We start from the raw sequence: 25,233 nt of genomic DNA on the forward strand, positions 1-25,233 counted from the left end.
CACAGGAAGATCTGCGATCGTTCAGCGTAAATCAGCCACCAGCGCATCGACTACGTACACTCACAGCGGCGCTCCCATCCGCTGAGAACGGAAAACTGGCTCATGGCGACCTGTTTTTGCAATGATTTATTAACATATGTGCTACAAGTCACAGAATCAACGACGGGGCAAAAAGTCGCTTTGACACGCTTTCCCTTACCTTCTAGAGTGGAAAAATACAGATTTTAGATAAGAGACTATCTGTGAAATTAAGATGGTCTCTTATTGCATTTTTTTAGCTAATGGCGACCTTCTTCCGAATATCATGAAGGGGAAAGCCATGTCCGCATGCTCATTCTCAAATCCGATAAAAATCCGTGGCGTTGATGATGTTATCAATTGCATCGACTCTCGCGGAAAAATCAGTGGCAGAGCCGGTGTTATTTGGTGGTTGGCATTAGGTGGCCTGTTCCTTGATGCTTTTTCAAATTCAGCTCTTAGTGCTGGATTAAATCCAATGACCCGCAATTTAAATCTGAGCGCAACTGAAGTTGCGTTACTTACCTCATTTTCATCGTGGGTTGCCATATTATTTAATCCTATTGGCGGCTGGATTGCCGATCGCTGGGGGCGTGTACCACCGCTGATAATCGCCAAAATAATGGCGGTGATTGGTGCGCTGTTAGTGATGTCATCCTCCAGTTTCAGCACCATAATCGTGGGCCGCTTCTTTGTTGGCGTGTCTTACGGGATGGATTTTGCCGTGGCCATGGCGATGCTGGCAGAGTTCACGCCAGTGAAACTAAAAAGCCGTTTAAACACCTGGCAAGGGGTCTGGTATGTTGCGGTTTGTTTAAATCTGGCATTAGCGCTGATGTTTTATTCCTGGGATGTTGGGGATGCTATCTGGCGTTATTCTATTGCCGTGACAGCGTTATGTGGACTCATCGTACTTTTTTTCCAGTTCCGTTATTTAGTAGAAAGTCCGGTATGGTTGGCGAGAAAATCACGGCTTTCTGATGCTGTGATCGCTATGAATAAAATATACGGTGATAATTTTATTCTGGCGTCAAAAGCGGAGCAAAAACCTGTCATTGGGCAAGCAGAAAAAGGAGCGAGAAATGTACTGCTAATATTCCGTGGCGTATATTTACCGCGTACGATTCTGGCTTCTACGGTTCAGATCTGCCAGTCAATCCAGTATTTTGGCGTCGGCTGGTATTTGCCGGTTATTAGTGCCGCGATGTTCGGTAAAAACTTTGTGTACGCAACCTTGTGTTCACTATTTTTTAACGTATTTGGTATTGTTGGTGGTTTCTTGTCTCCTGTAATCGGTCGTCGTCTTGGCTTGCGCCGCTCTTCGGCGATCGGTTTTGCCGTGGCTTTTCTCGTACTGCTCACGCTGGGACTGTTCAGCGACAGTATGCCGCTGTGGGCCTCTTTGCTGGTTCCCGCGTTGTTTATTCTTTGTCACTCAGGTGGACCCGGTGCAAACGGGAAAAGCCTTTCATCCCTCTCTTTTCGCAGTGAACTGCGGGCTGGCGCAAATGGCGTGGTCGGTGCGCTCGGGGCAATAGGTGCGGCGCTCGGTCTGTTTATCTTCCCCGTTTTCCGTGATCTCTACGGCCTGCAAACGACCTTCCTGATCATGTCCGCCGTGCCGTTGTTCGCCAGCATCGTCTGCTTTGTGATCCCATGGGATCCCACTCGCACCACGATTCAGCCGGATAACGAGCCTGGCGCCCCGCAGTTTGAATCACCCCATTCACCCTATCCCGAGTCGATGGCCCCGGAATCAAACAGGAGTACAAAATGATTGAATATGAAGATGTCATTCTGGCTATTGATGAAGGTACATCAGGTACGCGTGCGGCAGTGGTGGGGCGAAATAGCCAGGTCCACTGTCTTGAATACCAGCCGCTTCAGGTCAGTAGCCAGCGCCATGGCGTTGTTGAACAAGATGCTGATGAAATTTTGCAGGCCACTATTGCGGTGTGTCGTACAGCGATTGCCAATGCGCAGCACAGCAAGATGCGTATTGTGGCGCTGGCGATTGCGACGCAACGTTCAACGGCGGTGCTCTGGGATGCAATCACTGGCAAGGCGCTGGCACCTGCGATGGTCTGGCAGGATGCGCGTTTTACGGATGAGTTGGCGCGACTTGCCCCCGAATGGGATGCGAAACTGCTGCCAGTAATTGGACGACCGGTTGGGATACGTTCACCTTACCTCTGGGCGTCATACCATATCGCCAATACACCGGCAGTGAAGAGGGCGCACCAGGCCGGAACCCTGGTTTTTGGCACCGTTGACAGTTGGTTGCTCTGGCATCTGGCGGAAGAAAAAAAATGTGTCACCACCCCCACCAACGCCACCTCTGCGGGCGCGTATTGCCTCAACGAGCATCAGTACCATTTGCCATGGCTGCAGACTCTGAAGTTCCCGACGTCATTGCTGCCTGAATTGCACGATGATACCGATGATTTTGGCTCTACGCGTGAAGATATCCTCGGGATCAGCGTCCCGATCCGGGCTTGTGCCGGGGATCAGTTTGCGGGGGCTATTGGGCTGGGTTGCACTGAGCGCGGGCAGGCGTTGTGTATGCATGGGACCGGCAGCTTTGTTGATTTAATGATGGGGCCGACGGTGCCGACATTGAAAAAAAGCTGTGAAAGTACGCTCACCATGACCGCGCGCCGACAAAAAGGACGCTCGCACTTCTCTGTAGAAACATTCGTCCCGACGACCGGTTCGGCCCTGAACTGGGTGTGCGAAAAGCTGCGCTGGTTCGACTCACCCGAGCAAATCAGCGAGCTGGCTGCGCAGGCCAATGATTCTGGCGGCGTGAGTTTCATTCCAGCATTAACGGGGCTGCGTGTTCCTCATTTGCAGCCGCATGCCCGCGCCTCGCTTAACGGTATTTCAATCTCGACCACACGTCCGCAGGTGGCCTACGCCATTCTGGAAGGCATTGCGCATTCGGTAGCCGCCTGTATGCGCGCCAATGAAGCGGCAACCGGCATCGCAACGCAAGAGCTGGTGGTAGGCGGCGGGTTGTCCAATAGCGACACGTTATTGCAAATCCAGGCCGATGTTAGCGGGATCCCCGTACGGCGGATGGCCGAAACGGCGAGGGCCAGCTTACGCGGCGCGGCGTTTCTGGCGGGAGCCGATGGGCTGCTGTGGGATTCGTTGTCTGATGCCTGCGCCACGCTGAAAACGGCGCGTCTGTTTGAACCCAAAATCAGTCATGACCTTCGCGAACAAAAAATCAACCGCTGGGAGATGCGTATTGCGCTCGAAATGGAAACCGCCAGCAGCCTCACTACCGCTAATCAGGAGCACGCCGACTCATGAAGTTTTTCCCTTCGCGAAAGCCAAACAAAACACGCAGTGATATGTACGGCGCCGAACCGTTGCGTCTTCAGCGTCCTGAGCAACTGGACCGACTGGAAAGCGAAACCTACGACATTCTGATTGTCGGCGGCGGAGTGACGGGGGCCTATGCGGCGCTGGATGCCAGCTTGCGCGGCTATCGGGTCGCGTTAATTGAGAAGAGTGATTTTGCCTCGGGGACGTCATCCAGGTCATCAAAAATGGTGCACGGCGGCCTGCGTTACATCGAGCAAGGGAACCTCGGACTGGTACGTCATTCTTTGCTCGAGCGCCAGCGCATGCGCCGCAATGCTCGCCATCTGGTGCAGCGGCTGCCCTTTTTATTTCCGGTACTCGATAAGAATGGCGTGTTTGATAAACGCATGTCCTCTGCGTTTGAAAGTCTGCTCTGGACCTACGATCTCGCCGGGGGATGGCGGGAAGGTATTCTTCACCAAAAATTAACGCCGGCGGAAGTGTTATCGCACTGCCCAACGCTGAAAGAAGAGCAACTCTCCGGCGGCTTTATGTATTTCGATGCCCGTGTTGATGACGCCAGGTTAACGCTGGCCCTGGTGCGGACGGCGGCGTTTCATGGGGCGACGGTAACAAACCATGCCGAAGTCATCGAAACCACACGCGACCAGCATGGCAAGGTCAATGGGGGCATCGTGTATGCCGATGGCAGGGAAATCCGGGTCAAAGCGCGGGTGGTCATTATGGCGACGGGCGTCTGGTTGCGTGACTGGAGTGGGCTGAAAAAAGGGGAATCATCGCCGCTGAATATCCGTCCGGCGAAGGGGGTTCATGTCGCCATCCCGTGGATGAAAATTCGCAATGATTGCACGGTGACCATTCCGGTGGCCGGACGCAGTCGGCGCGCGACCATTACGCGCTGGGGCAACGTCTCCTATCTGGGCACCACGGATGAAGACTATCAGGGCGATTTGAACGATATTCACTGCAATCGTACTGAACTGGACTTTCTGCTGGAAGGCGCAAACTCGGCGCTGAAAACGGATCTGCGTCCGGAAGATGTGGTGGGAAGTATCGCTGGTTGCCGCCCGCTTGTCGGTACCGCGGGCGGTAAAACCGTTGAGATGAAGCGTAACCATGAGATCAGGGTTGCAGCGGACGGACTGATTACCATTGTCGGCGGCAAACTGACGACATCGCGCCACATGGCGGAAGAAACCATTGATGCGGCCAGCAAAATACTGGGCCGTAAAAAAGCCTGCTCAACGAAAACTGCGTATTTGCTGGGCGCGGCTGGCTATGACCCACAGGCCATTCTGGCCTCTGGCGGCCTGTCTGCGCATCTGGGCGAGCGCTATGGCACCGAAGCGCATTTTGTCAGTGACATTATTCAGGCCGATCCCTCGCGGGTTAAACCTATCGTGGAAGGGCTTCCCTACACCGAAGCGGAAGTGGTGTATGCCGTACGCCATGAGCTTGCCAGCACCGTTGATGATGTGCTGTCGCGTCGAATTCGCGCGCGCCTGATGGCACGCGATGCGTCAGCCATTGCCGCAGAACGCGTTGGGGAAATACTGCAACAAGAACTCCGGTTACAGCCTGAACAGGTGGCAAAACAGGTAGCCAGCTATCAGGCCGCAATTAAACATGAAAAATCAATGCTTATGGGGACATCAGAATGATCAGTAAAGAAGCGATTAAACGTGGTTATAACCGTGGAAACTATACCATTGGCGCACATACTCGCCCCGCATGGGCAACAGAGATCACCAGCAGCAATGGCGCAAGAGGAATGCAGGTAGATCCCGTTGCGATTAGCGAAGCGACGTTTGACCGGCTGCGGGTGATTGCTGATGAGGTGCTGACGTCGGAGTCCGATGTGATTACCTGGACCCGCGACTGGTGGGCCGGTTCAATGATTGCGGAAACCCAGGGCACGCCTGCCACCTCAAAAGGCGTGATTGTACGCGTTTCTACCGTAGAACAGATTCAGGACATAATGCGCCTCGCCAGTGAATCCGCTATTCCGGTTACAGTTTCTGCCGGGCGAAGTAACGTTACCGGAGCCGCATTGCCGCTGCGCGGAGGGATTGTGCTCGACGTTTGCGAACTCAACAAATTGCTCGATTTTGACCCACAAAGCCAGATTGTTGAGGTAGAAGCCGGCATGTTTGGCGATATTTTCGAGCAAACTATCCAAAAAGAGTATGGCATGACCATGGGGCACTGGCCGTCATCGTTTGGGATCAGTACCGTCGGCGGTTGGGTCGCCTGTCGCGGTGCGGGACAGCTTTCTACCCGCTACGGAAAAATTGAAGATATGGTTTTTGGCATGGATGTGGTGCTGGCCGATGGGCGCTTAATCACCGTTGGCGGTTATGCACGCAGCGCTATCGGACCTGATTTACAGCAAATGTTTATCGGTTCGGAAGGTACGCTGGGCGTGATAGTACGTGTGCGTTTGAAGCTACATCGTCTGCCGGATTATGGCCGCGCTATCGCCTGGGGTTTTTCCAGCTTCGCCAGTGGGCTGGAGGCGTGTCGCGAAATCTTACAGCATGGCGCTAATCCAGCGGCACTGCGCTTGTACGATAACCTGGAAAGCGGCGTGCAGTTTGGCCTGCCCGAGACCAACGTCCTGTTGATTGCGGATGAGGGAGAACCCGACATTGTCGACGCGGTGCTGGCGATCAGTGAACGTATTTGTCAGCAGAGCGGAGAAGAACTTGACGGTGAATCTATCTTTGAGCGCTGGCTGGATACCCGGTATCTGACGGGAAAAAGCGCCGAAGGCTTTAAGAAAAGCCCCGGCCTGGTGGCGGATACGCTGGAAATGGTGGGGCGTTGGCGCGATCTCAGCGCGGTTTATGATGATGTGGTGGCAGCGATCAACGCCGTACCGGGCACGCTGGCGGGGTCAGCGCATCAGTCCCATGCCTACGTCGACGGCGCATGTCTTTACTTCTCACTGCGTGGCGATGTGCCCGTCGAGCAGCGTGCGGCCTGGTATCGTGCGGCATGGGACGCGGCAAATGCGGTGCTGATTAAACACAAGACTTCCCTTAGCCATCACCATGGCATCGGGCTGCTCCGTTCCCCCTACATGCAGGCTTCTTTAGGTGAATCGCTGTCGGTTCTGGCTGATATTAAAAAAGCGCTGGATCCGCAAAATATCCTTAACCCGGGCAAGCTGGGCTTAAGCGCTCAGCTTTACGCACATCAGGCAGGTCAATCATGATAAAAAACCTTGGCGTGCTCCTGGCACGCCAGCCCGTCATCATGGCGATTTACGGCATTGAGCAACTGAAAACCGCACTGTCCAGCACAGCTGAAGTCTGCATCATTGCCAATATCGATCTGATTAAGCTCCAGCCGGTGATCGAACTGCTGTCGAAGGCGGGAAAGTACGTCATCGTGAATATCGACAGTTGTAATGGGCTGTCCCAGGATAAAGGCGGCATTGATTATGTGGCCGAAACGGGGGCGATGGGGTTGCTTTCCACGCGTCTGCAAACCGTACAGCGCGCGAAAAAATGCGGGTTGATCACCATGCAGAAAATCTTCGTCACCGACCGCTCTACCTGGCTACGCAGCCTGAAAGCCGTGGAGCAAAGCGAACCCGATTATGTGCAACTGATGCCTGCGCAGATGCTGCCGTTGCTGCCGCAGGCCGATCGTAATGTGTTGCCGCCGATTGTGGCCTCCGGGTTTGTCTGCAATGAGGAACATGCCCGGACGGCGCTGTTGCACGGCGCGATAGCTGTATCAAGCAGCGACAGCGCGTTATGGGATGTGAATTTGCTACGTTAAACCACCGGGAGCCAAAAATGGAAAACACGCAGCTGTTTGTCGTTGCACATTATTTTGCCCAACCGACGATGGGTCACAAAGTTAACGACGCGCTCAGAATGCTGGCAGAGGCAACGCGTCAGGAGCCTGAAAATATATCGTATGAGTTTTTCCGTTCCACGGAAGACGGCGATCGCTTTGTGATTCTTGAAACCTATCGTTGCGCAGAGGGGCTCGAACTTCACCGGAAAACGGAACATTTTCAACGAATTGGCACTGGCATTATTGCCCCGATGTTGGAGCGTAAAGAGGTGAAAAGCTTTCACATTCCTCCTGATGAACCGCATTGCTAAAAGCTGTCCATTTTCACTGCAAGGAATACCTCAATGAACAAAGCCATGAAGGATTTTGCGTTTACCACGGTAGCGGAAATCATCGTCGAGTGGGCGGGTGCGTCACGGTTAGGGGAAATTCTTCAGCATCGGTTTAGCGCACGTCGTGTATTGCTGGTGACCGATCCCGGTCTGGTCAAGGCTGGGGTTTTGCCGCCGGTTCTGCACAGTCTGCGCAACGCAGGGTTTCAGGTGACGCTGTATGATCGGGTCCAACCCGATCCACACGAGCGCCTCGTTCGCGAAGCTTTACAGGTTGCCCGCGATGGTAACTGCGAAATGGTTATTGGTCTGGGCGGCGGTTCCTCGCTCGATGTCGCAAAGCTGGTGGCTGTATTAATCAACTCTGAACAAGACCTGCCGGAGCTTTACGGCATCGACAAGGTCGCCGGGAAACGCCTACCGCTGGTTAACATTCCTACCACCGCCGGCACCGGGTCTGAAGTTACCAATATTGCAATTTTGACGACCAACGATGACAGCAAAATGGGCATTGTCTCCCCGCAACTGTATGGCGATTTGGTGCTATTGGATGCGCAACTGACCCTGGGACTTCCTCCTGTCCATACTGCCGCCGCCGGGATAGATGCGATGGTGCATGCGATTGAGGCCTATACCGGCAAGCATAAGAAAAACCCACTCTCGGACGCGCTGGCCCGCGAAGCGTTACGTTTAATCAGTCGCCATCTGGTGACCGCATGTCGTGACGGGCACAACCGTGAAGCGCGAGAAAATGTGCTGCTGGGCGCGATGCTGGCGGGACAGGCTTTCGCTAACTCTCCGGTGGCGGCGGTGCATGCGCTGGCTTATCCCTTGGGTGCCAGACACCATATCCCGCACGGCTTGTCGAATGCGCTAATGTTGGTTCCGGTGCTGCAGTTTAACGTGGCGGTAACGGCCCCACTTTATGCCGAGCTGGCTCCCATCATTGGGGCGCAGGTGACAGGAAACGTGGATATCGATGCCCAGTCGTTTATTGCCGGGATGGTAAGCATTATTGCGGCAACCGGGGCGCCCAACAGGCTGCGTGACGTTGGTGTTCCCGCAGACGGTCTGGCGATATTGGCGCAGGATGCCATGCAGCAGACCCGCTTGCTGGGCAATAATCCCGTTACGCTTAATGAAGATGATGCGTTGCGGCTTTACCAGCAGGCTTATTAAACTCAGAACGTGTCCGGTGAGCGGATCACCGGACATGCTTTGTCGGCGGCGATATCCCCACTACAACCGAATAGACATATTGAATCCAGGTGTTAGTATTCAATAGACAGCAGTTATGAGTATGCGTGTTTCATTTCCGGCCAGGAACGCTGATGATGACAACATTACTACCCGATTTCACAGCATTTTCGTCATTCACTTCCTTCGCGGCGCGCGTTGCCTTAACGCCTGCTCGCTCAATGGCCATTGTTTTTCATTCCTTCTCATCCCGGATGGAATCTCCCGCTGAATAGCTGTTCAGTGGGCTTTGTGACACGCAACGTTTGATAACAGGGATTACGGCGGGTCGAATATGGATAAGTTTAAGCGTCATCTGATGTGGTGGGGAGCGGGTGTTCTAGTGGTGGTGGCCGCGATAGCCTGGTGGATGCTGCGCCCTGCGGGAATACCGGAGGGGTTTGCAGCCAGCAACGGCAGAATTGAAGCCACCGAAGTGGATATTGCCACTAAGATTGCCGGGCGTATTGATACCATCCTCGTTTCGGAAGGGCAGTTTGTCCGTCAGGGCGAGGTGCTGGCGAAAATGGATACCCGCGTGCTGCAGGAACAGCGGCTGGAGGCGATCGCGCAAATCAAAGAAGCCGAAAGCGCGGTGGCGGCGGCGCGGGCGTTGCTGGAACAGCGGCAAAGTGAAATGCGCGCCGCGCAGTCGGTGGTAAAACAGCGTGAGGCGGAACTGCAGTCGGTCTCTAAACGTCACGTGCGTTCCCGTTCGCTATCCCAGCGAGGGGCGGTGTCCGAGCAACAGCTGGATGACGATCGGGCCGCGGCAGAAAGCGCACGTGCCGCGCTGGAGTCGGCAAAGGCGCAGGTCTCTGCGGCCAAAGCGGCGATTGAAGCCGCTCGTACCAGCATCATTCAGGCGCAGACCCGCGTAGAGGCCGCACAGGCTACCGAACGTCGCATTGCCGCTGATATTGATGACAGCGAGCTGAAAGCTCCGCGCGACGGTCGCGTACAGTATCGCGTAGCCGAACCAGGCGAGGTGCTTTCCGCGGGTGGGCGCGTGCTGAATATGGTCGATCTCAGCGATGTCTACATGACGTTCTTCTTACCTACCGAACAGGCTGGTTTACTGAAGATTGGCGGCGAAGCACGACTGGTGCTGGATGCCGCGCCGGATCTGCGCATTCCGGCGACCATCAGCTTTGTGGCCAGCGTCGCGCAGTTCACGCCGAAAACGGTGGAAACCAGCGATGAACGGCTGAAGCTGATGTTCCGCGTCAAAGCGCGTATCCCGCCAGAGCTGTTGCAGCAGCATCTCGAGTACGTGAAAACCGGTCTGCCGGGCATGGCGTGGGTGCGTGTCGATGAAAATCGCGCCTGGCCTGACGACCTGATGGTGAGGTTGCCGCAATGACGCATCTGGCGCTGGTTCCTGTTCCTCCCGTGGCGCACCTTGACGGCGTGAGTCAGCATTACGGGAAAACGGTCGCGCTGAACAATATCACGCTGGATATTCCCGCCCGTTGCATGGTGGGGTTGATTGGCCCGGATGGCGTGGGGAAATCGAGCTTGTTGTCGCTCATCTCCGGCGCGCGGGTCATTGAACACGGCAACGTGATGGTGCTGGGCGGCGATATGCGCGACCCGCAGCACCGCCGGGATGTCTGCCCGCGCATTGCCTGGATGCCGCAGGGGCTGGGGAAAAACCTGTACCACACGCTGTCGGTATATGAGAACGTCGATTTCTTTGCCCGCCTGTTTGGTCATGATAAAGCGGAGCGCGAAGCGCGGATTACCGAGCTACTGAACAGTACCGGCCTGGCGCCGTTTCGCGATCGTCCTGCCGGGAAACTCTCGGGGGGGATGAAACAAAAGCTGGGGCTGTGCTGCGCGTTGATCCACGACCCGGAGCTATTAATTCTCGATGAACCCACCACCGGGGTCGACCCCCTGTCCCGCGCTCAGTTCTGGGATCTGATTGACAGTATTCGCCAGCGCCAGACCAACATGAGCGTGCTGGTTGCGACCGCCTACATGGAAGAAGCCGAGCGCTTTGACTGGCTGGTGGCGATGAACGCCGGGGAAGTGTTAGCCACCGGGAGCGCGCAGCAGCTACGCGAAAAAACCGCCAGCGACACGCTGGAGCAGGCGTTTATCGCGCTGTTACCTGAAGCCCAGCGTCAGGCGCACAAACCGGTGGTGATCCCGCCGTATCACGCTGAGCGGGAAGAGATTGCCATTGAGGCGAAAGATTTGACCATGCGCTTCGGCAAGTTCGTCGCCGTTGACCACGTTAACTTTCGCATTCCGCGCGGGGAAATCTTCGGTTTTCTCGGCTCCAATGGCTGCGGCAAATCTACCACCATGAAGATGCTCACCGGACTGCTGCCCGCAAGCGAAGGCGAGGCATGGCTGTTTGGGCAAGCGGTTGATCCGAAGAATATCGATACCCGCCGCCGGGTAGGCTATATGTCACAGGCGTTCTCGCTCTACAGCGAGCTGACCGTGCGGCAAAACCTCGAACTACACGCGCGGCTGTTCCATATCCCTGAGGCAGAAATCCCTGAGCGCGTACAAGAGATGAGCGAGCGCTTTAGCCTGACCGATGTCGAAGACGCGTTGCCCGGCGCGCTGCCGTTGGGGATCCGTCAACGCCTGTCGCTGGCGGTGGCGGTGATTCATCGCCCGGAAATGCTCATTCTTGATGAGCCGACCTCCGGGGTCGATCCGGTGGCGAGGGACATGTTCTGGCAATTGATGGTCGATTTGTCGCGGCAGGATAAAGTGACCATTTTTATCTCCACCCACTTTATGAACGAAGCGGAGCGCTGCGATCGCATGTCGCTGATGCACGCCGGAAAAGTGCTGGCCAGCGGCACGCCGCAGGAACTGGTGAAGCAGCGCGGTGCCGCCAGTCTGGAAGAGGCGTTTATCTCCTGGTTACAGGAGGCCGCAGGCCCGGCGCCGGAGACGACGCTTTCGCAAGCGGATGCGCCGGTGGTGCATGAAAATAATCAGCCGCCACGCCAGGGCTTTAGCCTGCGGCGTTTATTCAGCTACAGCCGGCGTGAAGCGCTGGAGCTGCGACGCGATCCGGTGCGCTCCACGCTGGCGCTGATGGGGACGGTGATCCTGATGCTGATTATGGGCTACGGCATCAGTATGGATGTGGAAAACCTGCGTTTTTCGGTGCTCGATCGTGACCAGACCGTCAGTAGCCAGGCGTGGACGTTGAATCTGGCGGGGTCGCGCTATTTTATCGAGCAGCCGCCGCTCACCAGTTATGACGAACTGGACAAACGGATGCGTTCGGGCGAGGTGGCGGTAGCCATTGAAATCCCGCCCAATTTTGGCCGCGACATCGCGCGTGGAACGCCGGTGAAGATTGGCGTCTGGGTTGATGGGGCGATGCCGAGCCGCGCAGAAACGGTCAGAGGCTATGTACAGGCGATGCACCAGAGCTGGCTGCAGGATGTGATGGCGCGTCAGCCCAATGCCAGCGGGCAAAACGGGCTGATGACCATCGAGACGCGCTATCGTTACAACCCGGATGTGAAGAGCCTGCCGGCGATTGTTCCGGCGGTCATCCCGCTGCTGTTGATGATGATTCCTTCCATGCTCAGCGCACTCAGTGTGGTGCGCGAAAAAGAGCTGGGTTCGATTATCAACCTGTACGTTACGCCCACCACCCGCAGCGAGTTTTTGCTCGGCAAACAGTTGCCTTACATCGTGCTGGGAATGCTGAACTTCCTGCTGTTATGTGCGCTGTCGGTGTTTGTCTTCGGCGTCCCGCATAAGGGCAGCTTTTTAACGCTGACGCTGGCCGCGCTGTTGTACGTCACCATTGCTACCGGGCTGGGCTTGTTAATCTCTACGTTTATGAAAAGCCAGATCGCGGCCATTTTTGGTACGGCGATTATTACGCTGATCCCGGCGACGCAGTTTTCCGGGATGATCGATCCGGTGGCCTCGTTGGAAGGGCCGGGACGCTGGATTGGTGAAATTTATCCGACCAGCCATTTTCTGACCATTGCGCGCGGGACGTTCTCTAAGGCGCTGGATCTGGCGGATCTTTGGCAGCTATTTATCCCGCTGGCAATCGCTATTCCGGTAGTGGTTGGTCTGAGCGTATTACTGCTGAAAAAACAGGAGGGGTGATGCGCCGATTACGCAATATTTATAACCTTGGCATCAAAGAGTTACGCAGTCTGCTGGGTGACAAAGCGATGCTGACGCTGATCGTTTTCGCCTTCACGATTTCGGTTTACTCCTCCGCAACTGTCCTGCCGGGGTCGTTGCATCTGGCGCCGATTGCCATCGCGGATATGGACCAGTCGCAGTTGTCGAACCGGATTGTGAACAGCTTTTATCGCCCGTGGTTTTTGCCGCCGGAGATGATCACCGCCGATGAGATGGATGCCGGGCTGGATGCCGGTCGCTACACCTTCGCCGTGAACATTCCGCCTGATTTTCAGCGTGATGTGCTGGCCGGGCGACAGCCGGATATCCAGGTTAACGTCGATGCCACGCGGATGAGCCAGGCCTTCACCGGCAACAGCTATATCCAGAATATCATTAGCGGTGAAGTGAACAGTTTTGTGGCGCGTTACCGCGACAATAATGAGCCGCCGGTGGCGCTTGAAATGCGCATGCGCTTTAACCCCAATCTGGAGCCAGCCCGCTTTGGCGCGGTAATGGCGATCATCAACAACATCACTATGCTGGCGATTGTGCTTACCGGGTCGGCGCTGATCCGCGAGCGCGAACATGGGACCATTGAGCACCTGCTGGTGATGCCGGTGACACCGTTTGAGATAATGATGGCGAAAATCTGGTCGATGGGACTGGTGGTGCTGGTGGTTTCCGGTCTGTCGCTGATGCTGATGGTAAAAGGCGTGCTCGGGGTGCCAATTGAAGGCTCGATACCGCTGTTTATGCTGGGCGTGGCGCTGAGCCTGTTCGCCACCACCTCGATCGGCATTTTTATGGGTACGCTGGCGCGTTCCATGCCGCAACTGGGGCTGCTGATGATTCTGGTGCTACTGCCGTTACAGATGCTCTCCGGCGGTTCCACGCCGCGTGAAAGCATGCCGCAGGCGGTGCAGGACATTATGTTGACCATGCCGACCACCCACTTTGTCAGCCTCGCGCAGGCGATACTTTATCGCGGGGCCGGGTTTAGCATCGTCTGGCCGCAGTTCCTGACGCTGCTGGCGATTGGCGGGGCGTTCTTCCTGATAGCGCTGCTGCGTTTTCGCAAGACGATCGGCACAATGGCGTAATCATCATTGCCGGGGGCGCTTCGCTTGCCCGGCCTACAGACGGTAACGGACGTAGGCCGGATAAGGCGCAGCCGCCATCCGGCAACGAAACAGGCAATCACTCTTCTTTCGGCAGGCACTGCAAATGACCGTGGCGCACGCCGCGCTGGGAAATGACGTCATCGGCAAAATGCTGTACATCGCCCATGTCGCCTTTCAGCACGGCGATTTCCAGGCAGTCGTCATGGTTGATATGCACATGTAATGTGGCGACCGATAAATCATGGTGGTGGTGCTGGGTGGAAACAATACGGCTCGCCAGGTCGCGCTTCTCATGCTCATAAACATACGAGAGTACCGCGAAGCCCTGGGTGCCGTGCTCCTGGGTGGTTTCTTGCGCCAGCGCCCCGCGCAGAATATCGCGGATCGCTTCGGAACGGTTGTTGTAGCCACGGCGCTGGCTCAGGCCGTCGAGCGTTTCCAGTAAATCGTCATCGAGGGTAATGGTGACTCGTTGCATCTGCAATTAACCTTTCATGTGGCGCGTTGACGCACAGAGAATGCGGGAATTAGCGTATTTTGTAACACACGTTCGGCCTCTGGGGAAAAGGTTAATGCTCCCGCAATAAACGCAGTAGCGTGCTCACCTGCTCATCCAGCGGCGCGAGAGTATCTTTAACGATCAGATGCAGCGGCGTGGCGCGGCGAGCGCCATGGCTTAACGGCAGCGGACGTAAAAGCCCCTGGGCCAATTGCGTCTGAATACGCTCCTCAGGCAGCCAGCCGTAACCGACTTGATACATCACTGCATCAATCGCGGCATCAATGGTAGAGAAGGTCCAGGCATCGCGAACCGGTTGCTGCGGGTTGTCGCGATCGGCAATGCGAATCAGTGGCCACGCGCGTAATGCGTCTTCATCCAGCGGCGCATTCAGCGTGCAGAGTGGGTGATCGCGATGGGCAACGGCCACGAAGTCAATGTTCATCAGCCATTCACCACGCCCGGTCACATCCTGACGCCGGGTCAGGACCATTACGTCCGCATCGGCATGCGCTGCCAGCCTGTCGTCTGCATTTTCCAGTACCTCGGTCAGCCGCACCTGCGTTTGCGGCCACGCCTGCTGAAACTGTTTGAGGATTGCGAACAGGCGTCTGCGTGGGAAGATGCTATCGACCAGCAAATCCAGCCGTGTTCGTGTGCCGTTTTGCAGCGTTGCTGCCCGGGTCTCCACCCATAAAAAGGCCTTCAGTAACGGTTTGACCTGAGCTAGCAACAGCTCGCCCGCCGGGGTTAACACCGCCCTGCGGCCTTCCGGCGTCAGTAGCGTCACGCCGAGTCGCTCCTGCAATAGCGCCAGATTGTAGCTTACCGATGACTGGCTACGGTTGGTCTCTTCCGCGGCTTTCGCAAAGCTGCCAAGTTCCACCACTTTCTCCAACAGGGCCCATTGCTCAAGGGTTGTTTTGTGCATAACTTATCTAAAAATTGAATGAATATGATGTAAACATAGCATTATTCATCCAATTTTTGAAGCGTTAAGATCCTCGCATCAAGTAAGAGGAGAACGAATATGAGCGCTTTTGATAAACATGATTTGAGCGGATTTGTCGGCAAACATCTGGTCTATACCTACGATAATGGCTGGAATTACGAGATTTACGTAAAAAATGAGACCACGCTGGATTACCGCATCCACAGCGGTATTGTGGGTAATCGTTGGGTGAAAGATCAGCGGGCGTATATTGTGCGGGTAGGGGCGAGTGTTTATAAAATTTCCTGGACCGAACCGACCGGGACCGACGTCAGCCTGATCGTAAACCTGGGCGACAAACTCTTTCACGGCACCATCTTTTTCCCGCGCTGGGTGATCAACAATCCGGAAAAAACGGTGTGCTTCCAGAATGATCATATTCCGCTGATGATGTCGTATCGCGATGCGGGTCCGGCGTATCCAACCGAGGTGATTGATGAGTTCGCGACCATCACCTTCGTGCGCGACTGCGGGGCAGATAATGACGACGTGATTGCCTGCGCGGCGAGTGAGTTGCCGAAAAACTTCCCGGAAAATTTACGCTAAGGCTTCCAGACGCTGCACGGCGTCGGCGGTCAGGGTAAATGGCGTGGGGGTGCACACCGCCAGGCTCAGGGTATCGATCTGGCACTGGCTGACGGAGAGTGAGGAGGTCAGCGCGGTGCTATCGACGCTGACGATTTGCCAGGCGCTGCCGCCACGCTGTTTTACTATGGCTTCTTTGCGCGTCCAGATGCGCCAGAACGCCGCCAGCTGTTGCTCCGGGCGTTCGGCTTCAACTTCAGCATGTTCCCCAAGACTGAATACCGTATTTGCCAGCGACTGCCAGTTATCGCGGGGGCGAATAACTTCAATATCGCAGCCGACTTCCCCTTCGTCGCTGAGCAGCAGGACGATGTCATCGCCGCTATGGCTGAGATTGAACCACAGCGGCGTGTCAGCGGGAAAGGCGGGTTTTCCTTGCTCGCCGTAGACAATGTCCGGCAATGGCGAAAGGGCATGGGAAAGCAGCACACGGCCTGCCAGCCAGCGTGCCCGGCGAGCACCTTGCGGCGCTTGCTCTTTCATCGCGGCAGGCAGTTCGCCAGCGCTTAAAACAGAAACTTTCCCAAGAACGAGCTGATACATATCAGGACTAACCTTTAGTAATAATGGGGTTGTGTATCATTCTTCACGTGCCATTTGCAAGTTTATCCCGGTAATCGACTTTTGGGCCTGCCTGGTCCGAGCAAAATTGCCAGTTTGCTGCCGCCTTTGGTGGTTTCCATCCAGATTTTACACACGCTGGTTAACGGCACGGAGAGTAACATGCCGACCGGGCCGAGCAGCCATCCCCATACCAACAGGGAGAGAAAGACGATCAGCGTCGATAATCCCAGGCGGTGCCCCATCATACGGGGTTCGAGAATATTACCAATCACCATATGCACGACCAGAAACAGCGCGCCAACCAGCACGCATTCGTAAATGCCGTTGAACAGCAGCGCCTGAATCATGGGCGGGACGGCGGAAATGACCGAGCCAATGTTGGGCACGTAGTTTAGCAGGAATGCCAGCACGCCCCACATCAGAGCAAACTGAATCCCCATCAACGCCAGCCCCAGCCAGACAATGGCGCCGGTCCATAAGCTGAGCAACGTTTTCAGCGCCAGATAGTGTGAAACGCCCTTCAGCGCCCGATGCAGCCCCGCAATATGAATCTGCGGATTGTTTAACGCGAAGCGCAGCTTATAGGGAACGTGGCGCACTTCAAACAGCATAAAGACGACCGTCATTACCAGCAGGACGACGCTGGCCATGGCGCCGGAAAGACTCGTCATTAGCGTGGTGGTGAAGGTCATCAGTTTGTCGGAGTCCATACGCTGCAACATGCGCTCCGGGGACATATGCAGGTTCAGAAAGGGGACCATTTCTTGCAGATACAGAACTTTGCGCGTCAGTTCCTTATTGTATTTTGGCAGCATGGCCATGAACTCAGTGATCGACGATGCCAGCACGCCAACCAGCGCCGTAAGAACAATCAGCATTACCACGACCACTAACGTAATGGCTACCGGGCGACGCACCCCTCGGCGAATAAACCAGGTGACCAGCGGGTTCAATACGATGGCAAAAAAGAGCGCCAGCAACAGTTGCACAATGATATCCGCCGCGGCATGGATGCCCGCGAGGATCACCACCAAAGCGGCCAGTTTGAGCAGAATATGCATACCCGTTTTATCGGGCTGAGCGGTTGTCATGTTTTCTTCCTGTTTGCGTTTTTGCATTAAGTGTAGCGGTTGGCTTGCGTCTGTTATTCCTAAACTGGCTGCTGATTTATGGTCTGCAACATGGTAGAAATGAAACACTGTTGTGAAAATGTGGTGACCTTCCATGCCCGAACCCGTCGCTGAACCGACGTTAAGCGGTTTGCGCCTTAATCTGCGCATTGTTTCGGTGGTGATGTTTAACTTCGCCAGCTATCTGACCATCGGCCTGCCGCTCGCGGTATTGCCCGGCTATGTCCATGATGTGATGGGATTTAGCGCCTTCTGGGCGGGACTGGTCATCAGCCTGCAGTATTTCGCCACGCTGCTGAGCCGACCTCATGCCGGTCGCTATGCCGATCTGCTGGGGCCGAAAAAAATCGTGGTATTCGGACTGTGCGGCTGCTTTTTAAGTGGCCTGGGTTACCTGCTGGCAGGATCAACCCAAGATTGGCCGCTGGTAAGTTTGTTGCTGTTATGCATCGGGCGGGTGATTCTGGGCATCGGGCAAAGCTTTGCCGGTACCGGCTCTACGCTATGGGGCGTAGGGGTTGTTGGCTCAATGCACATCGGACGGGTGATTTCGTGGAACGGCATCGTGACCTATGGCGCGATGGCGATAGGCGCTCCGCTGGGCGTTCTGTGTTACGCCTGGGGTGGCTTACAGGGACTGGCGCTGACCGTGATGGGCGTGGCGCTGCTGGCGATACTTTTGGCGCTCCCTCGACCGGCGGTGAAGGCCAGCAAAGGCAAGCCGTTACCGTTTCGCGCTGTGCTCGGGCGCGTTTGGTTGTACGGGATGGCGCTGGCGCTGGCCTCCGCCGGATTTGGTGTGATCGCCACCTTTATCACGCTGTTTTATGATGCTAAAGGCTGGGACGGCGCAGCTTTTGCGCTGACGCTTTTTAGCTGTACATTTGTGGGTACTCGCTTGTTATTCCCAAATGGTATCAACCGGTTAGGTGGGCTCAATGTCGCGATGATCTGCTTTAGCGTCGAGATTGTTGGACTGTTGCTGGTGGGCATGGCCTCCATGCCGTGGATGGCTAAAATCGGCGTTCTGCTGGCAGGTGCCGGGTTCTCGTTGGTCTTTCCGGCGCTGGGCGTGGTGGCGGTAAAAGCCGTCCCGCAGCAAAATCAGGGCGCCGCGCTGGCGACCTATACGGTGTTTATGGATTTATCGTTGGGCGTTACCGGGCCGCTGGCCGGGCTGGTCATGACGTGGGCGGGCGTACCGGTTATCTACCTGGCGGCGGCCGGGCTGGTGGCGGTGGCGTTATTGCTGACCTGGCGGCTAAAAAAACGGCCTCAGGTGGCGTCACCGGAGGCCGAGTCATCGTCTTAACCGTTACTGGATAACCAGCGTGTTAATGATGTTTTCTGCGGTCGTTTGCGCTTTTTGCTGATCGTCAGCAGGCAGCGTGATTTGCAGCGTCAGCAGTTGGTTGTCCACTTTACCCAGCACTACGGAAGAGTATGCGGTCTGGCCTTTGGCCGAGATGATGCTGTCTAACTGTTGCAGCGTGTGGCCTTTCAGCTCAATAGATTTATTGGTGACGACCTGCAACTGCGGGTCGCGGCTACGCTGCTGATCTTCCAGACGTTTTGCCAGTACGGCAAGATCTTCGTTGGTATTGTCGCCGACAATCACAATCACCGCTTTCTGGCCGGTTGCGTCAGAATATACGTGCATATTGTTTGCCTGGGTGCCCAGCTTGCCGCTCTGATCGGTCATATCCGCTGGCAGGGAAAAACTGAGTTTGCCGTCCAGCAGGCTGACCGGTTGTCCGGTGGCGCTACTCTCTGCGGCAGCACCTTCTGCTGGCGCTTTTGTATCGCTATTATCACAGGCCGCAAGCCCCATAACCAGCAGGCCAATACCGACATATTTAACCAGATTGCGCATTGACTTCTTCCTTTCGATAAACGGCCATAACGGCTCATTCGACCATATTATCACAACTCGGAAAATGAACCTTTAACTCGTCTGCAATGCAGATATTTCAGATTTATCTGCCAACCTTTTCAGTAACATATTCAGCAGCACGCCGTACATCGGCAGGAAGAAAATAATGCTGATCAGTACCTTGAAGCAGTAGTCGACCAGCGCGATTTCCATCCAGTGCTCGGCCATAAAGGCATCCGGGCTGCGCCAGAAAGCGATAAAGAAAAAGGCCAACGTATCGCTGATGTTGCCAAACAGCGTGGAAGCCGTCGGCGCCAGCCACCAGCGACGGCTCTGACGCAGGCGGTTAAAGACATGCACATCCAGAATTTGTCCCAGCGCGTAAGCCATAAAGCTGGCGGCGGCGATACGGGCGACAAACAGGTTAAAGTGCAGCAGCGCGCCGAATCCCTGCCACGATCCCATATAGAACAGTGATGAAACAACATAGGAGATCAGCAGCGCGGGGATCATCACCGCAAAGATGATACGTCGTGCCAACGGCGCGCCAAAAATACGCACGGTCAGGTCGGTCGCGAGGAAAATAAACGGAAAGCTAAAAGCGCCCCATGTGGTATGGAAACCAAAAATGGAGATCGGTAGCTGTACCAGATAGTTGCTGGAGGTGATCACCAGCAGATGAAATAGCGATAGCCAAAACAACGCTTTTACGCGCTGAGATTGTGTAAACGGAGTCATATTGTGACCTTTTTGTTGGATGGGGTGAGGGAACCCAATAAAAAACCGTCGCATGATACTGCTTTAAGAGCACATTGCAATGGTTGTTTTTCACGCAATCGTTAACCTGATTGGCTTACGCCACAACAGAGCGTAAAATAACGCCGTTTTTGCATGAATGAGACTACGATGAGCGATCTGTTTACCTCTCCCGACCATACGCTTGATGCCCAGGGACTACGCTGCCCGGAACCTGTAATGATGGTGCGTAAAACCGTGCGCGGTATGCAGGCGGGTGAAACGCTGCTGATTGTCGCCGACGATCCGGCGACAACCCGCGACATTCCCGGCTTCTGTACCTTTATGGAGCATGAACTGGTAGCCAAAGAGACCGACTCGCTGCCGTACCGCTATTTAGTGCGCAAAGGTCATTAAGCGAAGCGCCATCCGGCCTACAAAGACGGTGTAACCTGTAGGCCGGATAAGGCAACGCCGCATCCGACACACTCATTATCCTTTACGCAACAACCGCAACGCGTTCGCGGTCACCAGCACCGTCGCCCCCGTATCAGCCAGCACCGCCAGCCACAGTCCGGTTATCCCGAGCAGCGTGGTGACGAGGAAAATCCCCTTCAAACCCAGCGCAATCGCAATGTTCTGGCGAATATTGGCATGGGTGGCGCGCGCCAGTTGAATCATTTGCACCAGGCCACGCAGACGGTTGTGGGTCAGGGCGGCATCGGCGGTTTCCAGGGCGACGTCGGTTCCGCTACCCATGGCAATGCCGATGGTCGCCGCTTTCATCGCCGGGGCGTCGTTGATGCCGTCGCCGACCATTGCCAGCGGCGACTGTTGGTTGAGAGAGGTAACGGCTCGCACCTTATCCTCCGGCAATAACCCCGCTTTGAATTCCAGACCCAGCTCCCCGGCAATGGCTGCTGCCGCGCGTGGGTTATCACCGGTCAGGATCACCCCTTTCACGCCGATCTGATTGAGCTCGCTGATGGCAGTGCGGGCGTCGTCGCGCAACGTATCCTGTAGGCCCAGTACACCGAGAACGGTATCGTTACGTAGCACCAGCACCACCGTCTGGCCCGCGCTTTCCAGCTCGCTTATCTGTCCGGCAAAGGCATCGGCAGGCTGCTTACCGGCGGCGCAAATCAGCACGCGCTCGCCGTTGACCAGCGCTTCTATTCCGGAACCAACCAGCGCCCGCTGTTCTTTCGCGACAGGAATAGTCAGCTCGCGCGTTTGCGCTTCCCGAACAATCGTCTGCGCCAGTGGGTGCGTCGCGCCTTGCTCTACCGCCGCTGCCAGCGCCAGCAGTTCAGCCTCATTTATACCGCTTGCCGGATGAATCGCCGTCACGCGCGGTTTACCGATGGTCAGGGTGCCGGTTTTATCAAACGCCACCTGCGTGACTCTGCCCAACTGTTCCAGCGCGGCGCCGCCTTTGATTAATGCGCCACGACGCGCCGCGGCGGCAAGACCAGAGGTAATCGCTGCGGGAGTTGAGATAACCAGCGCGCACGGGCAGCCAATCAGCAACAGCGTCAGTCCTTTATAAATCCACTCCTGCCACGAGGCGGCAAACAGCAGCGGCGGGACGAGGGTAACCAGCAGCGCAACCGCCATAATAGCGGGGGTATAAATTCGGCTGAAACGGTCAATAAAGCGCTCAATGGGGGCGCGGCGTTCTTCCGCTTCTTCAATCAGCTTCAGAATGCGATCGATAGCGCTGGCGCCCGGCTCGGAGAGCACTTCCAGCGTAACCAGACGATCCACGCTGGTGGCGCCCGCCGGGACTTTCTCGCCGGTGGCGCGTTCAACCGGGATCGATTCGCCGGTCAGGGCGCTTTCATCAAAGCTGGCAAAACCGGAGACCAGCTTACCGTCGGCGGGTAAACGTCCACCGGCGGCAACTTCAATAACATCGCCAGGCTGGAGGGTATTGATTGCGACCTCTTCACGTTCGCCATTACGCAGGCGCGTGGCGGTTTCTGGCTTGAGTGCCATCAATGCGCTAACACCTTTGCGGGCGCGGCTGGCGGCCCACCCTTCCAGGCGCTCGCCAATTAAAAACAGCAGTAGCACCATGGCGGCTTCCGCCGTCGCGCCGATAAACAGTGCGCCAATCGCGGCCACGCTCATCAACGTTTCAATGGCGAAGTAGCTGCCGGTTTTCATCAGACGCAGGGCCTGGCGGGCAATGGGATACAGGCCGACCAGCGTGGTGGCGATAAACGCTATCTGGCCGAAAGGATGATTGAACTGCTCCAGCCCCCAGCTAATCGCCATCATGATTATCAGCGAAATCAGCGGCAGGTTCTCTTTCAGACGTGATTCAGGGGCGGCTTCCGGCGCTTGTTCATCGCGCAGGGTATAACCTGCCTTTTGTACCGCGCTTTCAATTTGCTGACGGATATCATAACCCGCGTCGACGACCAGTTTTTCGGTGGCGAACAGCACCTGGACCTGGTTGACGCCGCTCACCTGGCGGACCGCATTTTCCACTTTTCGGGCGCAGGCGGCACAGTCCATTCCTGCCACTTTCCAGGAATAACGGGTCCCCATTACGCTTTCGGATACGGTGGTTGGGGTGGAGCAACTTCCTTCGCAGCAGCAGTCGTCCGCCTTTTGTGGGGCTGGCACTGGCTTGAAAGAAGAAAATTGTGGGGCTTTTTTGCCAGGGGCATCGGGCGTCGACATGGCATCCTCCGGTTAATAATCATTTCGTATTAACCGAAGGATACACTCTGGAGTCGACTCCAGAGTCAAGCGATATTAGAGATACAACGAACGAACAATCAGGAAATGTCCGGCGAAGTAGCAGGCGGCGGCAATGGCGTTATCGGCGCGGAAGCGGCGGCGATAATGGCTACCCAGCCAGACAAAATTGCCGATGAACAATAATGAGGCACCGAGGAATGCCGACAGCGCGGGGCCAGTGGGACGGAAGAACCACAGTTCGCCCGCCATCCAGACCATCATCAGCGTGATGCCGATAAAAGTACAGATGGCTAAACGCAGCTCTTCCAGCCGTGTCCAGATGATGGCGATCAGCAACGCCCCCAGCACTACCAATACCAATGGCAAAGGCCAGAAGAACGACAGCGTCATTTGGCTGGCGAAGTAGATGGTATACAGCAGGTGCGAGAGGAAAAACGCCCCCACGGCGTAGAGCAGACGTTGGCGCGGCAACAGCGTCAGCGCATCGCCCAGCAGTGAGGCAAGCAGCCCTGCCAGCACCAGATAGCTGATGGCGTTAAACATTGGCGCCTGCCAGGCCAGCAGTGCCAGCAGGAGTAAAGTGAGGGGTTTAAAGACCCAGCGTTGCCAGGCGGGCCCACGATAGGAAGCATCCACGAACAACCATGCGGAAAGGCAGACAGCGATAAACGACCAAAGCATCTTAGTTCCTTGAATTCGTTATTTTTTCGTAAGCGGGGTGCTTACGGCTCTATTGTTCAGTGTAGAGGTCGACACTGCCAGATGACAACACCATAACAGGCAATGTATGCTTATTTCCGCATTTTCTGATGGGTTAATACTATGAGCAAACCGCCACTTTTTTTCATTGTTATCATTGTCTTAATTGTTGTCGCCGCGTCGTTTCGCTTTGTCCAGCAGCGGCGTGAAAAAGCGGATAACGATGCAGCACCGCTGGTGCAAAAGCAGGTGGTAGTGAGTAATAAGCGGGAAAAACCACTTAACGATCGGCGATCCCGTCAACAGGAAGTGAGCCCGGCAGGAACCAGCATGCGCTATGAAGCCAGCTTTAAGCCGCAAAGCGGCGGTCTGGAGCAGACGTTTCGCCTGGATGCCCGGCAGTACCATGCGCTAACGGTCGGAGACAAGGGCACGCTGAGTTATAAAGGTTCGCGTTTTATTGATTTTACGGCTGAACGCTAAGGTTTCATCTGACTGATGCCGGATGGCGGTTACGCCTTATCCGGCCTACAAATTTTGTCGCCCCGGCTCGCAACGCGCCGCCGGGCGAAAACATCACAGTTACTTCTTCAACTGGTTCTTAATCTTCTTCTGCCAGACCAGCAGCTCAAAGACGCCGAACAGGAAAATGCGGATTTTCTCCCCGCTGGTCATCTGCGGGCCATCTTTTGGCATGGTGCTTTTTAGCAGAGCCAATTGCATGCCGTGCATCAGCACCATAAAGATCAGCGCGACGTTAACGAAGATGTTAAGCGGGCGTGGGAAGGGTTGGAAAATATTCAGTAATAAAAATGCCCAGACGCAGAGCATCAACAGACGTCCCAGATTAATTAGCATCGTGCTCTCCTTGTGCTTCACGTTGATACAGGCGGTAGGCGACCTGTCCTGCCACTTTTTCACGGTATAGCGACCAGTTTACCGGAACCGGCGGCAGGCCGTTTTCGACTTCGCTCTCAACGTAAATATACGCTTCATCTGCCAGCCAACCATGGGTTTCCAGAAGCGTTAAAGTTTCTTCCAGTAATCCTTTGCGAAACGGCGGATCAACGAACACCACGTTATGCGGCGTACCAGGTTGGGCGAGAAACGCCAGCGTATTGGTGTTGACGACGCGGGCATGATTTGCCTTCAGCGTAGCAAGATTCTTTTGCAACTGCTGCGATACCGCGCGATCCATCTCCAGAAGCGTCGCATTTGCCGCATAGCGAGAGAGAGCTTCCAGCCCCAACGCGCCGCTGCCAGCGAAGCAGTCCAGGCAATGTGCATCGACCATTACCGGGGCCAACCAGTTAAATAAGGTTTCGCGTACGCGGTCAGTGGTCGGGCGCAGGCCGGGGCTGTCCGGAACCGGGAGTTTACGGCCACGCCATTGCCCGCCAATAATGCGGATCTGGCCGCTACCAGAGTGATTCGGTTTTTTCATTTCTATTATTGCTCAATCCG

24 protein-coding genes and 1 pseudogene are annotated in these 25,233 nt (G+C 55.7%); 14 read left to right on the forward strand and 11 right to left on the reverse strand.

Features of this window, described 5'->3' with window-relative positions; genetic code table 11:
* The first annotated feature begins 496 nt into the window (after positions 1-496).
* From ICA20_RS01410 to ICA20_RS01455, 10 genes are all read left to right on the forward strand, one after another.
* A complete protein-coding gene (locus ICA20_RS01410; RefSeq protein WP_230592265.1) occupies positions 497-1,795 on the forward strand; it encodes an MFS transporter in 1,299 nt (432 codons plus the stop codon).
* Positions 1,792-3,336: an FGGY family carbohydrate kinase gene (locus ICA20_RS01415; RefSeq protein WP_038635060.1), complete on the forward strand. Its 1,545-nt coding sequence runs from the start codon at positions 1,792-1,794 to the stop codon at positions 3,334-3,336. Before ICA20_RS01410 ends, ICA20_RS01415 begins: the two co-directional genes overlap by 4 nt.
* Positions 3,333-5,012: a glycerol-3-phosphate dehydrogenase/oxidase gene (locus tag ICA20_RS01420; RefSeq protein ID WP_038635058.1), complete on the forward strand. Its 1,680-nt coding sequence runs from the start codon at positions 3,333-3,335 to the stop codon at positions 5,010-5,012. The genes ICA20_RS01415 and ICA20_RS01420 overlap by 4 nt, the downstream gene beginning before the upstream one ends.
* Positions 5,009-6,568: an FAD-binding oxidoreductase gene (locus ICA20_RS01425; protein ID WP_038635055.1), complete on the forward strand. Its 1,560-nt coding sequence runs from the start codon at positions 5,009-5,011 to the stop codon at positions 6,566-6,568. The genes ICA20_RS01420 and ICA20_RS01425 overlap by 4 nt, the downstream gene beginning before the upstream one ends.
* Positions 6,565-7,140, forward strand: a complete 576-nt coding sequence (locus tag ICA20_RS01430) for a glycerol-3-phosphate responsive antiterminator (protein WP_038635052.1) — start codon at positions 6,565-6,567, stop codon at positions 7,138-7,140. Before ICA20_RS01425 ends, ICA20_RS01430 begins: the two co-directional genes overlap by 4 nt.
* 17 nt (positions 7,141-7,157) lie before the next feature.
* The gene (locus ICA20_RS01435) at positions 7,158-7,472 is read left to right on the forward strand and encodes a putative quinol monooxygenase (RefSeq protein WP_038635050.1); all 315 of its coding nucleotides are present in this window, start codon (positions 7,158-7,160) and stop codon (positions 7,470-7,472) included.
* A 33-nt stretch (positions 7,473-7,505) separates the two neighbouring features.
* Entirely contained in the window at positions 7,506-8,672 is a 1,167-nt protein-coding gene (locus ICA20_RS01440; RefSeq protein ID WP_038635048.1) for an iron-containing alcohol dehydrogenase, read from the forward strand.
* Between the two features lie 352 nt (positions 8,673-9,024).
* Complete coding sequence (locus ICA20_RS01445; RefSeq protein WP_038635046.1) at positions 9,025-10,092, forward strand: HlyD family efflux transporter periplasmic adaptor subunit; 1,068 nt, start codon at positions 9,025-9,027, stop codon at positions 10,090-10,092.
* Positions 10,089-12,836, forward strand: coding sequence for a ribosome-associated ATPase/putative transporter RbbA (rbbA, locus tag ICA20_RS01450; protein WP_038635043.1), 2,748 nt, complete (start codon positions 10,089-10,091; stop codon positions 12,834-12,836). The genes ICA20_RS01445 and rbbA overlap by 4 nt, the downstream gene beginning before the upstream one ends.
* Entirely contained in the window at positions 12,836-13,960 is a 1,125-nt protein-coding gene (locus ICA20_RS01455) for an ABC transporter permease (RefSeq protein ID WP_038635040.1), read from the forward strand. Before rbbA ends, ICA20_RS01455 begins: the two co-directional genes overlap by 1 nt.
* A 97-nt stretch (positions 13,961-14,057) precedes the next feature.
* Here ICA20_RS01455 and nikR read toward each other — a convergent pair whose 3' ends face one another.
* The 3 genes and pseudogenes from nikR to ICA20_RS01470 form a co-directional block, all read right to left on the reverse strand.
* Positions 14,058-14,459, reverse strand: a complete 402-nt coding sequence (gene nikR / locus ICA20_RS01460; RefSeq protein WP_006687486.1) for a nickel-responsive transcriptional regulator NikR — start codon at positions 14,457-14,459, stop codon at positions 14,058-14,060.
* Between the two features lie 14 nt (positions 14,460-14,473).
* Positions 14,474-14,554 (reverse strand): annotated as a pseudogene (nikE, locus tag ICA20_RS01465) (nickel import ATP-binding protein NikE); the annotation flags it as partial.
* Positions 14,551-15,411, reverse strand: a complete 861-nt coding sequence (locus ICA20_RS01470; RefSeq protein WP_038635037.1) for a LysR family transcriptional regulator — start codon at positions 15,409-15,411, stop codon at positions 14,551-14,553. The gene ICA20_RS01470 and the pseudogene nikE, both read right to left, overlap by 4 nt.
* A 99-nt stretch (positions 15,412-15,510) precedes the next feature.
* Here ICA20_RS01470 and ICA20_RS01475 point away from each other — a divergent pair, with 99 nt between their 5' ends.
* Positions 15,511-16,017: a phenolic acid decarboxylase gene (locus ICA20_RS01475; protein ID WP_038635035.1), complete on the forward strand. Its 507-nt coding sequence runs from the start codon at positions 15,511-15,513 to the stop codon at positions 16,015-16,017.
* On the opposite strand, the gene acpT is transcribed toward ICA20_RS01475, so the two are convergent.
* Together acpT and ICA20_RS01485 are read right to left on the reverse strand one after the other, a co-directional pair.
* Positions 16,009-16,599, reverse strand: a complete 591-nt coding sequence (acpT, locus tag ICA20_RS01480; RefSeq protein WP_038635032.1) for a 4'-phosphopantetheinyl transferase AcpT — start codon at positions 16,597-16,599, stop codon at positions 16,009-16,011. The genes ICA20_RS01475 and acpT overlap by 9 nt on opposite strands.
* A gap of 62 nt (positions 16,600-16,661) precedes the next feature.
* Positions 16,662-17,711 (reverse strand): AI-2E family transporter, encoded by a 1,050-nt coding sequence (locus tag ICA20_RS01485; protein ID WP_032940622.1) that lies wholly within the window; start codon positions 17,709-17,711, stop codon positions 16,662-16,664.
* 133 nt (positions 17,712-17,844) lie between these two features.
* Between ICA20_RS01485 and ICA20_RS01490 the strand changes: the two genes are divergently transcribed.
* A complete protein-coding gene (locus ICA20_RS01490) occupies positions 17,845-19,062 on the forward strand; it encodes an MFS transporter (protein WP_038635029.1) in 1,218 nt (405 codons plus the stop codon).
* Between the two features lie 3 nt (positions 19,063-19,065).
* Here the strand turns inward: ICA20_RS01490 and ICA20_RS01495 are convergent, their stop codons facing one another.
* Positions 19,066-19,623 (reverse strand): DcrB family lipoprotein, encoded by a 558-nt coding sequence (locus ICA20_RS01495; protein WP_016154847.1) that lies wholly within the window; start codon positions 19,621-19,623, stop codon positions 19,066-19,068.
* Positions 19,624-19,695: 72 nt separating this feature from the next.
* The gene (locus ICA20_RS01500) at positions 19,696-20,361 is read right to left on the reverse strand and encodes a 7-cyano-7-deazaguanine/7-aminomethyl-7-deazaguanine transporter (RefSeq protein WP_038635023.1); all 666 of its coding nucleotides are present in this window, start codon (positions 20,359-20,361) and stop codon (positions 19,696-19,698) included.
* 168 nt (positions 20,362-20,529) lie between these two features.
* On the opposite strand from ICA20_RS01500, the gene tusA reads away from it, so the two are divergent.
* The gene (gene tusA, locus ICA20_RS01505; protein WP_038635021.1) at positions 20,530-20,775 is read left to right on the forward strand and encodes a sulfurtransferase TusA; all 246 of its coding nucleotides are present in this window, start codon (positions 20,530-20,532) and stop codon (positions 20,773-20,775) included.
* A gap of 75 nt (positions 20,776-20,850) precedes the next feature.
* On the opposite strand, the gene zntA is transcribed toward tusA, so the two are convergent.
* On the reverse strand, positions 20,851-23,049 hold the full coding sequence (gene zntA, locus ICA20_RS01510; RefSeq protein WP_038635018.1) for a Zn(II)/Cd(II)/Pb(II) translocating P-type ATPase ZntA: 2,199 nt from the start codon (positions 23,047-23,049) through the stop codon (positions 20,851-20,853).
* 75 nt (positions 23,050-23,124) lie between these two features.
* Positions 23,125-23,751 carry a lysoplasmalogenase gene (locus ICA20_RS01515; RefSeq protein ID WP_038635015.1) on the reverse strand — a complete coding sequence of 209 codons (627 nt, stop codon included), beginning with the start codon at positions 23,749-23,751 and terminating at the stop codon, positions 23,125-23,127.
* Positions 23,752-23,892: 141 nt separating this feature from the next.
* On the opposite strand from ICA20_RS01515, the gene ICA20_RS01520 reads away from it, so the two are divergent.
* Positions 23,893-24,252: a DUF2500 domain-containing protein gene (locus tag ICA20_RS01520; RefSeq protein WP_038635012.1), complete on the forward strand. Its 360-nt coding sequence runs from the start codon at positions 23,893-23,895 to the stop codon at positions 24,250-24,252.
* A 99-nt stretch (positions 24,253-24,351) separates the two neighbouring features.
* On the opposite strand, the gene ICA20_RS01525 is transcribed toward ICA20_RS01520, so the two are convergent.
* Both ICA20_RS01525 and rsmD read right to left on the reverse strand, forming a co-directional pair.
* On the reverse strand, positions 24,352-24,627 hold the full coding sequence (locus tag ICA20_RS01525; protein WP_038635009.1) for a DUF1145 family protein: 276 nt from the start codon (positions 24,625-24,627) through the stop codon (positions 24,352-24,354).
* Positions 24,617-25,213 carry a 16S rRNA (guanine(966)-N(2))-methyltransferase gene (gene rsmD / locus ICA20_RS01530; RefSeq protein ID WP_038635007.1) on the reverse strand — a complete coding sequence of 199 codons (597 nt, stop codon included), beginning with the start codon at positions 25,211-25,213 and terminating at the stop codon, positions 24,617-24,619. The genes ICA20_RS01525 and rsmD overlap by 11 nt, the downstream gene beginning before the upstream one ends.
* Between the last annotated feature and the right edge of the window lie 20 nt (positions 25,214-25,233).

It is taken from the genome of Citrobacter sp. C5_2, from assembly GCF_014596845.2.
Taxonomy (GTDB): domain Bacteria; phylum Pseudomonadota; class Gammaproteobacteria; order Enterobacterales; family Enterobacteriaceae; genus Citrobacter; species Citrobacter werkmanii.

What these genes read in the sequence shown, in the direction of transcription:
- ICA20_RS01435 (WP_038635050.1), top strand. Translation starts at nt 7,158, where the DNA reads ATGGAAAACACGCAGCTGTTTGTCGTTGCACATTATTTTGCCCAACCG.
- ICA20_RS01485 (WP_032940622.1), bottom strand. Translation starts at nt 17,711, where the DNA reads ATGACAACCGCTCAGCCCGATAAAACGGGTATGCATATTCTGCTCAAA.
- ICA20_RS01475 (WP_038635035.1), top strand. Translation starts at nt 15,511, where the DNA reads ATGAGCGCTTTTGATAAACATGATTTGAGCGGATTTGTCGGCAAACAT.
- zntA (WP_038635018.1), bottom strand. Translation starts at nt 23,049, where the DNA reads ATGTCGACGCCCGATGCCCCTGGCAAAAAAGCCCCACAATTTTCTTCT.
- nikR (WP_006687486.1), bottom strand. Translation starts at nt 14,459, where the DNA reads ATGCAACGAGTCACCATTACCCTCGATGACGATTTACTGGAAACGCTC.
- ICA20_RS01490 (WP_038635029.1), top strand. Translation starts at nt 17,845, where the DNA reads ATGCCCGAACCCGTCGCTGAACCGACGTTAAGCGGTTTGCGCCTTAAT.
- ICA20_RS01420 (WP_038635058.1), top strand. Translation starts at nt 3,333, where the DNA reads ATGAAGTTTTTCCCTTCGCGAAAGCCAAACAAAACACGCAGTGATATG.
- ICA20_RS01415 (WP_038635060.1), top strand. Translation starts at nt 1,792, where the DNA reads ATGATTGAATATGAAGATGTCATTCTGGCTATTGATGAAGGTACATCA.
- ICA20_RS01440 (WP_038635048.1), top strand. Translation starts at nt 7,506, where the DNA reads ATGAACAAAGCCATGAAGGATTTTGCGTTTACCACGGTAGCGGAAATC.
- ICA20_RS01425 (WP_038635055.1), top strand. Translation starts at nt 5,009, where the DNA reads ATGATCAGTAAAGAAGCGATTAAACGTGGTTATAACCGTGGAAACTAT.
- ICA20_RS01520 (WP_038635012.1), top strand. Translation starts at nt 23,893, where the DNA reads ATGAGCAAACCGCCACTTTTTTTCATTGTTATCATTGTCTTAATTGTT.
- ICA20_RS01470 (WP_038635037.1), bottom strand. Translation starts at nt 15,411, where the DNA reads ATGCACAAAACAACCCTTGAGCAATGGGCCCTGTTGGAGAAAGTGGTG.
- ICA20_RS01430 (WP_038635052.1), top strand. Translation starts at nt 6,565, where the DNA reads ATGATAAAAAACCTTGGCGTGCTCCTGGCACGCCAGCCCGTCATCATG.
- ICA20_RS01455 (WP_038635040.1), top strand. Translation starts at nt 12,836, where the DNA reads ATGCGCCGATTACGCAATATTTATAACCTTGGCATCAAAGAGTTACGC.
- rsmD (WP_038635007.1), bottom strand. Translation starts at nt 25,213, where the DNA reads ATGAAAAAACCGAATCACTCTGGTAGCGGCCAGATCCGCATTATTGGC.
- ICA20_RS01495 (WP_016154847.1), bottom strand. Translation starts at nt 19,623, where the DNA reads ATGCGCAATCTGGTTAAATATGTCGGTATTGGCCTGCTGGTTATGGGG.
- ICA20_RS01515 (WP_038635015.1), bottom strand. Translation starts at nt 23,751, where the DNA reads ATGCTTTGGTCGTTTATCGCTGTCTGCCTTTCCGCATGGTTGTTCGTG.
- rbbA (WP_038635043.1), top strand. Translation starts at nt 10,089, where the DNA reads ATGACGCATCTGGCGCTGGTTCCTGTTCCTCCCGTGGCGCACCTTGAC.
- ICA20_RS01500 (WP_038635023.1), bottom strand. Translation starts at nt 20,361, where the DNA reads ATGACTCCGTTTACACAATCTCAGCGCGTAAAAGCGTTGTTTTGGCTA.
- ICA20_RS01525 (WP_038635009.1), bottom strand. Translation starts at nt 24,627, where the DNA reads ATGCTAATTAATCTGGGACGTCTGTTGATGCTCTGCGTCTGGGCATTT.
- ICA20_RS01410 (WP_230592265.1), top strand. Translation starts at nt 497, where the DNA reads ATGACCCGCAATTTAAATCTGAGCGCAACTGAAGTTGCGTTACTTACC.
- tusA (WP_038635021.1), top strand. Translation starts at nt 20,530, where the DNA reads ATGAGCGATCTGTTTACCTCTCCCGACCATACGCTTGATGCCCAGGGA.
- acpT (WP_038635032.1), bottom strand. Translation starts at nt 16,599, where the DNA reads ATGTATCAGCTCGTTCTTGGGAAAGTTTCTGTTTTAAGCGCTGGCGAA.
- ICA20_RS01445 (WP_038635046.1), top strand. Translation starts at nt 9,025, where the DNA reads ATGGATAAGTTTAAGCGTCATCTGATGTGGTGGGGAGCGGGTGTTCTA.